This is a genomic window from Streptomyces sp. NBC_00466 (assembly GCF_041433995.1).
Taxonomy (GTDB): Bacteria; Actinomycetota; Actinomycetes; order Streptomycetales; family Streptomycetaceae; genus Streptomyces.
On record NZ_CP107896.1, the window covers coordinates 540,290 to 554,396 of the forward strand.

The following is a 14,107-nucleotide window of genomic DNA, read 5'->3' on the forward strand; positions in this document are numbered from 1 at the left end:
GCACCTCACCGTGCCCGGGTGGGTACCGGCCGGCCGGCCGGTGTCTGTCCGCCGGTCCGGGCCGCGGTGTCGAACAGCTGGTTGGCGGGGCGCGGCAGGCCGTAGTGCTCGCGCAGCGTGCGCCCCGTGTACTCGGTGCGGAACAGTCCGCGCTCCTGGAGTATCGGCACGACCCGGTCCACGAAGGTCTCCAGCCCGGAGGGCAGCACCGCGGGCATGATGTTGAACCCGTCTGCCGCTCCGCTGTCGTACCAGTGCTCGATGGTGTCGGCCACCTGCTCCGCCGTACCGGCGAAGGTGCGGTGGCCGCGGCCGCCGCCCAGCCGTCCGATGAGCTGCCGCACGGTCAGCCGTTCGCGCCGGGCCAGCTCCACGACGAGGGTGTACCGGCTCTTCGCCCCCTCGATCTCGTCCTCGGTGGGAATGCCGTCGGGCAGCTCCTCGTCGAGCGCCAGGTCGTCCGGGGCGATCCTCAGCCGCTCGGCCAGCTGCCGCTTGGCGTACTCGGGCACGATCAACCGGTCCAGTTCGGCGTCCAGTTCACGTGCTTCGGCCTCGGTGTCGCCGATGACGGGGACGATCCCCGGCAGGATCCTGATGCCATCGGGGTCACGGCCTGCGGCCTGCGCGCGCCGCTTGACGTCCTGGTAGAAGGCGATGCCCTCCTCCAGTGTCTGCTGGGCGGTGAACACCGCCTCCGCGTAACGGGCGGCGAAGTCCTTGCCGTCCTCGCTGGAGCCCGCCTGCACCAGCAGCGGATATCCCTGCGGCGGGCGCTGGACGTTCAGCGGTCCGTCGACGCGGAAGTACGGGCCGACGTGGTCGATCCGGCGTACCCGGTCCGCCAGCGCGTGCACCCCGCGCTCCTTGTCGGCGACCACGGCGTCGTCGGCCCAGCTGTCCCACAGTTTGGTGGACACCTCGACGAACTCGGCGGCCCTGCGGTACCGGTCGCGGTGCAGCGGGGTGTCGTCGAGGCCGAAGTTGCGGGCCGCGTCGGCGCCCGCGGTGGTGACGATGTTCCAGCCGGCCCGGCCGCCGGAGACATGGTCGAGCGAGGCGAACCTGCGGGCCAGGTTGTACGGCTCGTTGTAGCTGGTGGAGGCGGTGGCGATGAGCCCGATGTGCTCGGTGGCGCCCGCCAGCGCGGTGAGCAGGACGGTGGGCTCCAGCTTGGACGAAGGCCGCCTGCCGGGGTCGCCCATCAGGACGGGGCTGTCGGCGAGGAACACCGAGTCGAGTCTGCCGCGCTCGGCGATCCGGGCGAGGTTCTTGTAGTGCTCGATGTCGGCGTTGGCGCGCGCCGGGCTCTCGGCGAGCCGCCAGGACGCCTCGTGGTGGCCGGTGGACATCAGGAACGCGTTCAGGTGCAGCGGGGTACGGCCGGGGATGGCGCCGGGGGTGCGTGGCATGACGGTGTCGTCTCCTCAGGAGGTACGCGGGTGTATGCGCGCGGGGTACGTGGAGGTACGCGCGCGGGGTGGCCAGGGGGTGCGGCGGGCGGGCGCGGGGACGACCGGGCGCCCGGGGCAAGCGCTGGGCCTACGGCTGGGGCTGGGGTTCTGCCACGCCGAGGGCGGCGAGCAGGGTGTCCCGGTACTCCTGGAACCGGGGATCGCGCCGGCTCCTGGGTGCGGCGAGGCCGACCGTCAGGTCCAGGGAGATCCGGCCGCCCTCCAGGACCAGGACCCGGTCGGCGAGTTCGACCGCCTCGTCGACATCGTGGGTCACGAGCAGCACGGCGGGCCGGTGGCGTTCGTAGAGCTCGCGCAGCAGCCCGTGCATCCTGAGCCGGGTGAGTGCGTCCAGTGCGCCGAACGGCTCGTCGGCCAGCAGCAGTTCGGGATCGCGGACCAGGGCGCGGGCGAGTGCGGCCCGCTGCTGCTCGCCGCCGGACAGTTCGTGCGGCCAGGACCGCTCACGGCCCGCCAGGCCGACCTCGTCGAGCGCGGTCAGCCCGCGCTCCCGGGCCCCGGGACCGCGCACCCCGAGCACCACGTTGTCCAGGAGGCGCAGCCAGGGCAGCAGCCGGGAGTCCTGGAAGGAGAGGGACACCCGCTCGGGGACGCTGAGTCCGCCCGAGCCGTCGACCGCGTGGTCGAGGCCGGCCACGGCCCGGAGCAGGGTGGACTTGCCCGAGCCGCTGCGGCCGAGCAGAGCGGTGAACTCGCCCCGGCCCAGCGTCAGATCGAGCTCGTGCAGGATGGTCCGGTCGCCGAAGCGGCGCACCAGCTTCGTCATCCGTACGGCCGCCGGACGCGTACCGGTCAGCCCGCCAGGGTGCGTCGCCACGACAGCGCCCTCCTTCCGATCGCCTGGACCAGGGCATCCGATACGAAGCCGAAGATCCCGTAGACCACCAGACCGACGATGATGACGTCGGACTGTGCGTACTGCTGAGCCTGGAACATCATGTAGCCGATTCCGCTGGTCGCGTTGATCTGCTCGACCACGATCAGGCCGAGCCAGGAGGCGGTCACGCCGAGCCGCAGCCCGACGAAGAAGCCGGGCAGCGAGCCGGGGCCGACCACCTTGCGGATGAACTGGAGGCGGCTGAGCCCGAGGGATTGAGCGAGTTCGACATAGCGGCTGTCGATGCCGGTCAGCGCGGCGTACGTGTTGACGTACACGGTCACCGCGACGCCGAGGGCGATGACGGTGACCTTCATCTCCTCGCCGATGCCCAGCCAGAGGATCAGCAGCGGCAGCATCGCCAGCGAGGGAATGGCCCGCTTGATCTGGAGCGGGCCGTCGAGCAGGTACTCACCGGTGCGGCTCAGTCCCGCCGCCACCGCGAGGACCGTCCCGGCCGCCACCCCAAAGAGGAGACCGAGCCCGGCGCGCTGGAGCGAGACCAGGATGTTCGCCTGGAGCCGTCCGTCGGCGGCCAGATCGCCCGCGGTGGAGAGCACGGTGCCGGGCCCCGAGAGGATCCTCGGGTCGAGAGAGCCGAGTGCCGACGAGGCCCACCAGACGAGGACCACCAGCGCGGGCCCGATCAACCGGCCGAAGGGCACGGCCCGCCCGGGCCCCAGCCGCCTGCCGGTGGCCCGGCCGGGAGACCTGGTGCGGGACCGGGGTGCGGGGTGTACGGAGCCGGGGTCCGCCAACTCGGCGTGCGCGGCCTCGGGGTGCCCGGACCCGGTCTGCACGGACCCGGACTGCGCCGGCTCGGTCTGCACGGACCCGGGCTGCACAGGCTCGGCGTGCGCCGGTTCCCGGACGCGGGTGTTCGGCAGTACTCCGGTCATGATCCCTCCCGGTAGGCGGCGGGTACGGCCTCGGCGGCCAGCCGCTCGAAGCGCCGGTCGAACAGCTTGGTGACGTCCTGCCGGGGTACGAAACCGCCCGATGCCAGCAGGTCGGCGGTCTCCTGTTCCCAGGCGATCGCCCGGTCCCAGCGCGTAGTGAAGACCGGTCTGGCGAGTGAGGCGACGATGCGTCTGCCGTCCGCCGCCGTGACGCCCTGGTCCTTGACGTAGTACCGGTCGATCCACCGGTCGGGGTGCTCCCACGCCCAGACCTGGCCACGGGCCCAGAGCGGGATGAAGTCACGGACGGCGGCGGCCCTGGCCGGGTCGTCCAGCACCTCGTCAGGTGCCCAGAGAACGGTGAGCAGGTCGACCACATCGGTGTGCACGCCCCGGGCGCCGTCCTTGCCGTACTGCCTGAGGTACTTGGTGAGCGTGGGCTCCGCGAGCGGGGCCACATCCACCTGCCTGGACTGGAGCGCGGTCAGGAACTGGGTGCTGGGCAGGGCCACGAGGGTGACGTCACTGTTGCGCAGACCGGCCTTCTTCAAGGCCCGCAGGACGACCACGCCCTGGGCCTGGCCCTGCGAGAAGCCGATCCTCTTTCCCCGGAAGTCTCCGGCCTTCGTGATCGACGAGCCGGGCGCTGTGGCGAAGACGTACGACGGGTGGTCGCGCTCCTGGACCGCCACGATCCGCGCGCCGACCCCGATCGCGGCGGCCTGGACCGGGGGAATTCCGGCATTGGCCGCGAGATCGATGGAGTGAGCACGGAATCCCTGGATGATATCGGGGCCCGCAGTCAGATTGGGCCAGTCGGAGACGGTGAACCGCAGATCCTTTTTCAGCCCGGACGGGGCGAGTTGGAGTTCTGTGGTCCGTACCGCAACCGAGAGTTCCGTTCCCGGTGGCGGGGCGCCGGACGGGAGTTTTCCGAGCGGTTTCCCGCTGGCGGCCGTCGTGGTCTGTGGGGCGCAGCCGGCGAGGCCGAGTGCCGCTCCGCCCATGAGGGCGAGAAAGGACCTGCGGCCGGCGGGAGCCGATGGCGGGAAAACTGGCATGGTGATTCCTGATCAGTGGGCGGTACGGACGGCGGAACGGTCAACAGGCTCAGAGCGGCAGGTAGTTGCCGTCGTGGAACACCAGCGGGCGCCGGCTCTCGTCGAGCCAGGAGTCCTCGACCCGGGCCACCACGATCCGGTGGTCCCCGGCCGGCACGATCTGCTCGACGCCGAGCCGCAGCCAGCCGGCCACCCCGCCGAGCACCGGCTCGCCGCCCGGCAGCCTCCGCCACTCGGTGGGCGCGGCGAACCTGTCGATGCCGCTGGTCGCGAACGTCCTGGCCAGCGACTCCTGTTCGGAGCTGAGGAAGTTGACGACGGCGGTCGTGGCGCGCTCGATGTGCGGCCAGCTGGAGGCGGTCACCGCGATCCCGAAGGACACCAGCGGCGGGTCGAGGGAGAGCGAGGTGAGTGACGTAGCGGTGAACCCGACCGGCCCCCGGCCGGAGTCGGCGGTCACGGCGACCACCCCGGCGGGATAGCGGCGGAACACCTGCCGGAACCGCTCGGGAGCGATTCCCGGAGCAATGCCGGGAGGGGAATACGTGGCCGGCGCGGGGGACGGAGTGGCAGGAGTGGCAGTGACGGTCATGATCTCCCCAGGAGGAATCGGCCCGCAGGCATGACGGATCGGCCCGGCACACCTGGGACAGGAAAGAAGAATGAGGAAGGAAGGAAAGCGAGAACCGGGAAAGCGGTGATTGCGTACGCTCATCAACGGAGCGGACGAGAACGCCCAGCGGCTATCGGGACACCCGGCCGGAGCGACAACAGAAAAGGCGGGCGAGGACGCCGGCCGACGCAGCCGCACGGCAGTCGCACACCCCGTAGGGCATGTACTGGCGAATACGCTGCGGTCCGGTCATGAATCCATCCTCGCGTCCTTTTTCCCGCCGGGTCAACAATGCAACCTTCTGAATTAATTCGGTGCACCGCGGGGAGCGTCAGCAGGCGGCGGTCACCACCGGCCAGGGGCCGAGCGGGTCCGCGTACAGGGCGCCGAGTGCCACCGCGCCGCCTGCGGTGGCCAGCACCGATTCGGTGAACGTGCCGGGCACCACGGTCTGTTCGGGGTCGTCGCAGACCAGAGAGCGCTCGCCCGCCTCCGCCCGCAGCACGGCCAGACACTCCGGCAGCCGGGCGGCTCCCGGCTCGACGACCACCAGGATTTCGGGGTCGAAGGTGTCCAGCAGCAGGGCCGCCGCCCGGCCGACGTACTGGGCCCGGCGCCTGAAGAGTTCCCGTGCGCGGGGTTCACCGGCCAGGGCCAGATCGAGCAGCTCCCTGAACACCGTTACGTACAGCCCCTGTTCGGCGGCCCGGCTCAGCAGTGCGGACTCCGAGGCCACGGAGTGGAGACAACCCGGCCTGCCGCAGGCGCAGACGGCGGAGGTGAAGGCCCCGTGGTCCGGGCCGACCGGCAGATGCGCCACACTCCCCGCCCCGGCGCGCGGCCCCAGATGGACGGTTCCGGCGGAGGTGAAGGCCGCGTCGATGACGGCGCCGACGAAGAGCAGGACCGCGCTGGTACGGGTGGTCACCTCACCGAACATCTGCTCCGCACGCGCCAACGCCCGCGCGTGGCTGTCGACATGGACCGGCAGCCCGGTGGCAGCGGTGAGGTACTCGCGTACCGGCACGTCGCGCCAGCCGAGTTGCGGATGGTCCACGATCGTCCCGGCCGCCGGGTCGACGCGGTTCCCGGTGGCCACACCGAGCCCGAGTACGGCCCTGCCGCCCGCGTGCGCGGCCACCAGCCGGGGCAGCCGCGCGGCCAGTGCGCGCAGCACCGGCCGGGGGCCGGTGTCCCGGTGGGGCTGCCGTACCTCGGCCACCACCCGGCCCCGCAGATCCATCAGGGAGAGCGTCGAGTGCGCCACGGCGATGTGCGCACCGGCCACCAGACACCGGCCGGTATCGATCTCCACCGGGATGTGCGGCCGCCCCAGACCTCGTGGCCCCGCGGTCTCCGCGGCCTCCCGGATCAGCCCGCGTGCCAGCAGCTGCCTGGAGTGACCGGTGACCGATGCGGGCGAGAGACCGGTGAGACGGGCGACGGTGGAGCGGGCGACCGGACCGTGGTCGAGGATCGCGGCGAGTACGGCGCCGGTGGCGGCACCGGCAGCACGGCGCTGCGGTCCGGCGGCCGGTATGTCGGAGCGGCGGACAGGGGTGGGACGGCGGACAGGGACGGGGCGGCGGGCGGGCGCGGGCGGACGGTCCACGGATGGCATCCCGTTGCTCGGTGGGGTGGCACTGCGGTACGGGGCTCCGCTGCGGAGCCCACACGGCAGACCCCGCCGACGAGGGCCGGCGGAGCTCTGCTTCTTCCGGGAAGGCGGCGCGCGGCCCGGGAAACCGGTGCGGGGAGGTGAAGTCAGCGGGCGGCGCGTACACCCAGGGCGGTCAGGCCCGGTGACACGCGGCGGAGCACACACGCTTCAGGTCGACATGACCACGCGTCGTCAGGTGTGCGGAAGGCTGCATGGCGCGCAACGTATCCGGCACGGCTGAACCCGGTCAAACAGCCGACCACATCATGGACAGCCGGGGCAGCGAAAGGGCTCCGCACCGGTCACCTCCTTTACGAGTAAAACACCTGCTAACCTTTTACTATGCCCAAGCACGCCAGGAGAGGACCGGAGGGCGCACGTCCCCCGCGGATCCGCCCGCTCCCCGTCAGGACCACCTTCACGCTGAGGCGCCCGGCCGACATCTGGCACAAGCCCGCACTCAGCGCGGCGGTGGCCATCGCCGTACCCGACGCGGCGCTGCTCGCGCTGGGCCGGATGGACCTCGTCCTCTACACGTCGGCCGGGGCGATGTGCGCCCTGTACGCGCACGGCCTGCCCTACGCCGCACGCGCCCGCACGCTGGTGTGGGTGGTGCTCGGCATGGTCGCGAGCCTCGCCGCCGCGCTGCTGGGCGCATCGCTGATCACCTCGCCCGCCCTGCTGGTGCTGCTCGCCTCGGTGCTGGCCGCCGTCCACAAGATGGCCTGCGACGCGACCCGGATCGGACCGCCGGGCAATCTGATCTTCACGTTCATCGCCGCATCCGCCTTCTTCGTCCCCCAGCACCTGGGGCAGCTGCCCCTTCATCTGGCCCTAGCGCTCGGCGGCGGAGCGGTGGCCTGGGCCGTCGGGATGGCTCCGGTGCTGCTCCGCCCGCGCGGGCCGGAGCGGATCGCGGTCGCCCGGGCCCTGGAGGCGGCTGCCGCGCTGTGGCGCGCGGAACAGCGCGGCTCGCTCCCCGGCCGGCGCGCCACAGCGGCGGCCGTCAACGCCGCCTGGCACACGCTCTTCCTCGTCCGGTCGGGAGACGAGGAGCGGGCCGCGCTGGAGCGACTGCTCGTCCACGCGGAGTCCGCGCTGGCCGCGCCGGCGGCGTTCCTGGCCCAGGACCGAGCCGCCGGCCCGCCTCCTGACCGGGCCCCGGACCTCATGACGGGCCCCGTGCCCGGCCCCGTGACGCACCCTGTTCCGGGCCCGGTGCCGGATCCCGGCAGGGAGGCGCAGCGGTGCGCCGACCTGGCGCGCGTCCTGCGGCGCGGCAGGTCGCTGCCCACGGTCGGGCTCACCCCCGCCGAGGACCGGGCGCTCGCCCTCCGGCTGAGGCTCCCGCCGCCCGACCGCGCCCACGGGATCCGGCCGGTGCTGGCGCGGCTGCGTCCCGGGTCCCCGCTGCTGCCCATCGGAGCGCGGGTGGCCGCCGGGTGCGCGCTCGCGGGGTGGGCCTCGCTCGCCGCCGGGGTGGGGCACCCGTACTGGGCCGTGGTCACAGCGGCCTCGCTCTTCCAGGCCAACATCACGCTCTCCTGGCAGCGGGCCGTCCAGCGCCTCATCGGCAACGTGCTGGGTCTGGCCCTCTACTTCGGGCTTCTTCCGCTGATCCACACCGGCCGGCTCGCCATGGTGCTGCTGGCGCTGGCCTTCCAGCTCGGCGCGGAGGCCTTCATGACCCGCAACTACTGGCTGGGGTCGGTGTGCGTCACCCCGATGGCACTGCTGCTGACCGAGTTCGGTACCGCCATGCCCGCCCGCACCCTGATCGCGGACCGCGCCCTGGACACCCTGACGGGCGCGGTGCTGGGGCTGCTCTGCTGCCTGCTGGTCACCAACCGCCGGGCCACCGACCGTATCGATGCGGCCCTGGTACGTGTCACGGCGGCCGAGGCCGCCGCACGGCGCCTGGTCGAGCTGCGGGCCGTCCCCGACCACACCACGGGGTGGGCCCGGGACCGCCTCGCTCTCGCGCTGGTCGAGCTGCGCGAGGCAGTCGATGTCGCCGCCGGCGAGTGGTGGCAACGCGCCCTCCCCACCGGCCCGGTCACCTCGGCCGAGCAGGACGGCCACCGCACCCTCGCACTGCTGGTACGCCGCACCGCGCCGCCGGTACCGGCCGCTTAGGAAGACAGCTCCGCCAGGGGGCAGAATCGACCCGGACCGAGAGCGAGGAGGGTGTACATGGCCGAGGACATCGTCGCGGGGGTGATCCGGCAATGGGAGCAGGTGCTGCCCGGGCTCGACACCGGCCCGATGGCGGTGATCGGACGGCTCAACCGCTGCTCCGCGCTGCTGCAGCAGGCCGCCGACGCACCGCTCCGCCGGGAGGGGCTCTCCCGGCCGGAGTTCGACGTACTCGGCACCCTGCGCAGGGTGGACCGTGAGCTCACACCGGGCCGGATCGCCCGTGAGACCTTCGCGTCGGGGGCCGCGGTGACCAAGCGCGTACGGCAGCTGGAGGAGCGCGGGCTCGTCTCCCGGCGGCCGGACGACCGCGACCGCCGCGTCTCCCACCTCTCCCTCACGGAGGAGGGCCGCACGCTGCTGGACCGGCTGCTCCCCGTCCAGCTGCGGTACGAGGCGGCCCTGCTGGACGGGATCGACGCCCAGGGCCGCGCCGAGCTGTCCGATGCGCTGAGCGAACTGCTGGTGCTGCTCGAAGGGCGGCTGGGCAGCCTCGTGGAGTGACACCGGGGCCCGCCCGGGGCGCACCCGCGCCGCCAGTCCGGCGGGGGCGGTGCTCCCCGGGCGCCTGTCCGAGGCCCGCCGCCCCGGCACGGTGCGGCGGATCGTGCATGGTCCGGCTCTTTCCGGGCACCAGCCGCTGGACAGGAACCCGAGTTGTAAGGAACGTACGACCGTGAGCTATCTCTCCACCCCAGGTTCGCCGATATACGACCAGCTGGTCCAGGAGCAGGGCGACGTGCTCGCCGAGGCGCGGAAGCTCGCCGAGGAAGCCCTCCAGCAGGCGGACCCCGCGCAGTACTGGCACGGCGCGCTGGCCCACCGGCGCCCGCCCGGGAAGGTTCCGCAGGCCTGAGCAGGCCTGCGCCGTACACCGGCCCGCATCTCCGCGGCCGGTCCGACTCGCCACCGTTCGGATCCTTTTCGATCGTGATGGCCCGGTGACGCAAAGTCTGAATCGGTTTGGTCACGACAGGCAACCCCGCCGCCCTCACCACCGTTCTTCATGGGTAGCGATTTCCGGAGGGAGATCGCCGTTCGCAAACAGACCGGAGTGAATGACGATGGTGCACCTTTCGGTTGTCGTACCGTGCTACAACGAAGCGGAGGTGGTCGGCGCCTTCCACACCGCGCTGGTCGCCGCGCTCGAACCGACCGGAGAGACCTTCGAGATCTGCTACGTCGACGACGGCAGTGGAGACCGGACACTGAGTGAACTCCGCCGGCTCGCAGCCGACGACTCACGAGTGCGCTACACCTCCTTCAGCCGCAACTTCGGCAAGGAGTCGGCGATGCTCGCCGGCCTGCGGATGGCAGCGGGCGACGCGGCCGTCCTGATGGACGCCGACCTCCAGCATCCGCCCACGCTCCTCCCGCGCATGCTCGACCTGCACCGGCACGGTTACGACCAGGTCGTCGCCCAGCGCGACCGTACGGGCGAGGGCGCGCTGCGGTCCGCGCTCAGCCGGACGTACTACCGGCTCGTCCGGCGCTGCATGGACGTCGAGGTCATCGACGGTGCGGGCGATTTCAGGCTGCTGTCCCGCCGCGCCGTGGACAGTGTGCTGTCGCTCCCGGAGAGCAACCGCTTCTCCAAGGGGATCTTCTCCTGGATCGGTTTCGACACCGTCAGCTTCACCTACCAGAACGTCGAGCGAGCGGCCGGGGAGTCGAAGTGGGGCGGGCGCCACCTGCTCAACTACGGCATCGACGGTCTGCTCTCGTTCAACAGCAAGCCGCTCCGGCTCGCCATCCACACGGGCCTCTGCCTCTTCCTCTCGGCGCTCGTCTACGCGGTGTACATCATCGGGAACGTCGTGCTCGACGGGGTGGACACCCCCGGATACACGACGCTGATCACCGCGATCGTCGCGCTCAGCGGGATCCAGCTCGCCACCCTCGGGGTCATCGGCGAGTACGTCGGGCGGATCTACCACGAGTCGAAGCGCAGGCCGCACTACGTGGTCAGCGAGACCGACGACCGCCCCAGGGACTTCTCGCCGCGCTCGGCGCTGGAGGCCGCGGGCCAGGTGCGGCCGACCTCATGAGCCCCGACGAAACCCGCACGCCCTCCGCACCTCCCCCGCCCCCGGCCGAGCCCCCGCCGCCCCCGAAGAAGGGCCGCACGCTCGGGCAGTTCGTCACGTTCGCGGCGATCGGGGTCGCCAATACCGGCGTCTATTACGCGGTGTTCGCCACGCTGAACCAGTGGATGCCGTATCTGGCGGCCCATGTGCTGGGCTGGGCCGTGGGCATCACCGTGTCGTTCCTGCTCAACTCGTACATCACCTGCCGCACCCGCCCCACCTGGCGCGCCTTCGCGCGCTACCCGGTCTCCGGCCTGGTCAACGTCGTGGGCAGCGGAATCCTGCTCTATCTCGCGGTGAGCATGCTCGGGATGAACGAGGACATCGCCGCTGTCGCGGCCGGTGTCCTCGTCACTCCCGTCTCGTTCCTGCTGGCCCGCTGGGCCATCGACTCGGGCACGGCCTCCGCGCCCGGAGAGGACCGGGTCAGGGCAGCCGCTTCGCGTGGGTGACCCGGTCCACGTGGTAGTAGTCGGCGACGCAACTCGCCGGCCAGCCGTTCGGCTTCATACCGAACGGCTCCAGCATCTTCCCCACATGCAGCGGCTTGTACGGCAGCACCTTCGCCCCGGCCGCCGACTCCTTCCGCATCCACTGGTCCTGGCGGTCCCACTTCTCGGCCCTGACGTGCATCTGGTGCCCGAGGGTGTGCAGCGGCACGGCCAGCGAGACGCAGACCCCGGCGCAGACGACGCCCGCCGCGGCCGTCAAGGCCAGCGCCCCCTGCGGGCGCAGCCGGATCGCGCGGCCCAGCAGCGCGCCGATGCCGACGAGCAGCAGGACGTACAGCAGCAGATAGTCGTTCCAGGTCCGCTGGGTGGTCAGGACGTGCTTCCCGAACACCGGGTACGTGATGACGGTGCACAGGAAGCCGGAGACCAGCAGGGCCAGCGCGCCGACGCCCGCGAGCAGGAACGGGCGGCACGGCAGCAGGGCCCCGGACCTCTCCCGGCGCGCCACCAGACCGATCACCAGGCCGACCGCGACCGCACCCAGGTACTGCCAGGTCGACACGACCGTCCAGATGATGTGGACGTACAGGTGCAGGGAGGTCGTCAGCGAGTCGGGGGACACCATCGAGGTCCCGGCGCCGAACTTCTGGCGGCGCTCACGCGAGCCCGGTGACGTCACCAGCAGCAGCACACCGATGACGACTCCTGCCATCGTGGCGAGCGCCCAGTGGCGGACGTGGCGCCGTGCGTCGGCGGTGAAGACCTGGCCGGCGAAGAGCACGACGGCCGACAGGACCACCAGGAGCACGACCGAGGTCTCCTCGGACAGCGTCCCGAGGAAGGTGCCCGCGAACACGGCGATGACCAGGGCGGCGATCCTGCCCCGGGGGCTGCGGGCCAGCAGCGCCGGGATGACCGCGGCGAGGGCGAGCACGGGGGCCACGGTGTGCGAGACGGAGGCCGCGGGCCAGAAGAACGTCTTGTACGTGTTGGTGGTGGCGAAGAGGAAGACCACGGCCGTGACGGAGGCCACGAGCAGGGGTACGCCGCGCGGCACGGTGAGCCGGCCGGCCCGGAAGGCCAGGGCGATCACCGCCCAGAGCAGCCCCACCATCAGCACGCCGCTGACCAGTCCGAACCACTGGTGGCCCGGGACTCCCGGCTCGGCGTAGAGGCCGACGAGCCAGCCGTTGGCGATCCGGCCGTTGTCGTGGAAGTAGAACTTGCCGGTGAGCCCGGAGATGCCGTGGTCACGTACGTACGGCAGGAAGCACCACTCGTCGGCGCTGGGGCGCACATACTGCCCGTACCAGGCCGCCACGGCGAGCAGGCCGAGCGGTACCAGGGAGAGGACGAGCGCCCAGGATCTGGCCAGTTCCCGGAGCGGTCCGCCGCGCCCGGGGCCTCTCGACGTCAGGTCTCCGTCGCCCGGTTGCCTGGGGACGGTGACGCTCGATGCGTCGACGGCCATGTTCACCACTGCCTCTCGGGGTTATTACCGGTCGGCCCCCAAGACGGAATTCGATGCCTGCTCGTTCCATCCCGTACCCCCTCAGGCCACGTAATTGCCCCGATCGGGTGAAGCCGGGCAGTGCGTGCCCCCGGGTCACGCACCGCCCGGGGGCGTGTCAGGCGACGGAGCCTATCCGGCCGGCCGGGCCCGTCGAGCTGTCGTGGTGGATGGGCGTGTGCGCGCCGGTGAGCGGGGCCCCGGTGCCGCCGCGCCGGTGGGCGACGATCTCCGCGCCGATCGACAGGGCGGTCTCCTCGGGGGTCCTGGCGCCGAGGTCCAGGCCGATGGGCGAGCGGAGGCGGGCCAGTTCCATCTCGGTGACGCCGACGTCGCGGAGCCGGGTGTTCCGGTCGAGGTGGGTACGGCGTGAGCCCATCGCGCCCACATAGGCGACCGGCAGGGTGAGGGCCAGTTTCAGCAGCGGCACGTCGAACTTCGCGTCGTGGGTGAGGACGCAGAGCACGGTCCTGCTGTCGACATCGGTGGACTGGAGATAGCGGTGCGGCCAGTCGACGACGATTTCGTCGGCGTCGGGGAAGCGGGTGGCGGTCGCGAAGACCGGGCGCGCGTCGCAGACGGTGACCCGGTAGCCGAGCAGTTTGCCGACGGTGACCAGGGCCGACGCGAAATCGATGGCGCCGAAGACGATCATCCGGGGCGGCGGCACGCTCGACTCGACCAGCAGCGTGAGCGGGCGCCCGCAGCGGGAGCCGTCCTCACCGATCGTGATGGTCTCGGTGCGGCCCGCGTCCAGCATGGCCAGCGCTTCGGAGACGGCGGTGCGGTCCAGCTCCCGGTGGCCGCCCAGCGTCCCCTCGTACGATCCGTCGGTGTGGACCAGCACGGCGCGGCCCAGCAGCTCGTCGGGGCCGTCGGTGATCCGGGCTACGGCCGCCGACGTGCCGGCCGCGGCGGCGGCCAGCGCGGCCACGTACGTCTCCCGCGAGGCTGCGCCGACGCGGAGCGGGGTGATCAGTATGTCGATGACTCCGCCGCAGGTCAGACCTACGGCGAAGGCATCCTCGTCGCTGTAGCCGAAGCGTTCGACGACGCTGCGGCCCGTTTCCAGGGCTTCCTGGCAGAGCTCGTAGACCGCCCCCTCCACACAGCCGCCGGAGACCGACCCGATCGCGGTGCCCTCGGTGTCCACCGCGAGTGCGGCTCCCGGGCGGCGCGGTGCGCTTCCGCCGACCGCCACCACGGTGGCGACGGCGAATTCACGTCCCTGCTCGACCCACCGGTTCAGTTCTTCGGCGATGTCCAGCATGTCGGTC

The 14,107-nt window shown here is 71.9% G+C and carries 13 protein-coding genes; 5 read left to right on the forward strand and 8 right to left on the reverse strand.

Annotated features, from left to right (window positions below; translation table 11 throughout):
* Positions 1 to 5: 5 nt before the first annotated feature.
* From OG210_RS02470 to OG210_RS02495, 6 genes are all read right to left on the reverse strand, one after another.
* Positions 6 to 1,412, reverse strand: a complete 1,407-nt coding sequence (locus OG210_RS02470; protein ID WP_328332857.1) for an LLM class flavin-dependent oxidoreductase — start codon at positions 1,410 to 1,412, stop codon at positions 6 to 8.
* Between the two features lie 130 nt (positions 1,413 to 1,542).
* Positions 1,543 to 2,292 (reverse strand): ABC transporter ATP-binding protein, encoded by a 750-nt coding sequence (locus OG210_RS02475; RefSeq protein WP_328332855.1) that lies wholly within the window; start codon positions 2,290 to 2,292, stop codon positions 1,543 to 1,545.
* Positions 2,268 to 3,251 (reverse strand): ABC transporter permease, encoded by a 984-nt coding sequence (locus tag OG210_RS02480; protein WP_328332853.1) that lies wholly within the window; start codon positions 3,249 to 3,251, stop codon positions 2,268 to 2,270. Before OG210_RS02480 ends, OG210_RS02475 begins: the two co-directional genes overlap by 25 nt.
* A complete protein-coding gene (locus OG210_RS02485; RefSeq protein ID WP_371534906.1) occupies positions 3,248 to 4,312 on the reverse strand; it encodes an ABC transporter substrate-binding protein in 1,065 nt (354 codons plus the stop codon). Before OG210_RS02485 ends, OG210_RS02480 begins: the two co-directional genes overlap by 4 nt.
* Before the next feature lie 49 nt (positions 4,313 to 4,361).
* The gene (locus OG210_RS02490; protein ID WP_328332849.1) at positions 4,362 to 4,904 is read right to left on the reverse strand and encodes a flavin reductase family protein; all 543 of its coding nucleotides are present in this window, start codon (positions 4,902 to 4,904) and stop codon (positions 4,362 to 4,364) included.
* 352 nt (positions 4,905 to 5,256) lie between these two features.
* Positions 5,257 to 6,546 (reverse strand): ROK family protein, encoded by a 1,290-nt coding sequence (locus tag OG210_RS02495; RefSeq protein ID WP_371534907.1) that lies wholly within the window; start codon positions 6,544 to 6,546, stop codon positions 5,257 to 5,259.
* Positions 6,547 to 6,927: 381 nt separating this feature from the next.
* Between OG210_RS02495 and OG210_RS02500 the strand changes: the two genes are divergently transcribed.
* From OG210_RS02500 to OG210_RS02520, 5 genes are all read left to right on the forward strand, one after another.
* The gene (locus tag OG210_RS02500; RefSeq protein WP_371534908.1) at positions 6,928 to 8,721 is read left to right on the forward strand and encodes an FUSC family protein; all 1,794 of its coding nucleotides are present in this window, start codon (positions 6,928 to 6,930) and stop codon (positions 8,719 to 8,721) included.
* Positions 8,722 to 8,778: 57 nt separating this feature from the next.
* Positions 8,779 to 9,285, forward strand: coding sequence for a MarR family transcriptional regulator (locus tag OG210_RS02505; RefSeq protein WP_328332843.1), 507 nt, complete (start codon positions 8,779 to 8,781; stop codon positions 9,283 to 9,285).
* A 172-nt stretch (positions 9,286 to 9,457) separates the two neighbouring features.
* On the forward strand, positions 9,458 to 9,637 hold the full coding sequence (locus OG210_RS02510; protein WP_328332841.1) for a hypothetical protein: 180 nt from the start codon (positions 9,458 to 9,460) through the stop codon (positions 9,635 to 9,637).
* 208 nt (positions 9,638 to 9,845) lie between these two features.
* Positions 9,846 to 10,829, forward strand: coding sequence for a glycosyltransferase family 2 protein (locus tag OG210_RS02515; RefSeq protein ID WP_328335653.1), 984 nt, complete (start codon positions 9,846 to 9,848; stop codon positions 10,827 to 10,829).
* Complete coding sequence (locus tag OG210_RS02520; RefSeq protein WP_328332839.1) at positions 10,826 to 11,320, forward strand: GtrA family protein; 495 nt, start codon at positions 10,826 to 10,828, stop codon at positions 11,318 to 11,320. The genes OG210_RS02515 and OG210_RS02520 overlap by 4 nt, the downstream gene beginning before the upstream one ends.
* Here OG210_RS02520 and OG210_RS02525 read toward each other — a convergent pair.
* Together OG210_RS02525 and OG210_RS02530 are read right to left on the reverse strand one after the other, a co-directional pair.
* Positions 11,295 to 12,791, reverse strand: coding sequence for a DUF6056 family protein (locus OG210_RS02525; protein WP_328332837.1), 1,497 nt, complete (start codon positions 12,789 to 12,791; stop codon positions 11,295 to 11,297). The genes OG210_RS02520 and OG210_RS02525 overlap by 26 nt on opposite strands.
* 157 nt (positions 12,792 to 12,948) lie before the next feature.
* Positions 12,949 to 14,100 (reverse strand): XdhC/CoxI family protein, encoded by a 1,152-nt coding sequence (locus OG210_RS02530; RefSeq protein WP_328332835.1) that lies wholly within the window; start codon positions 14,098 to 14,100, stop codon positions 12,949 to 12,951.
* Positions 14,101 to 14,107: the final 7 nt, after the last annotated feature.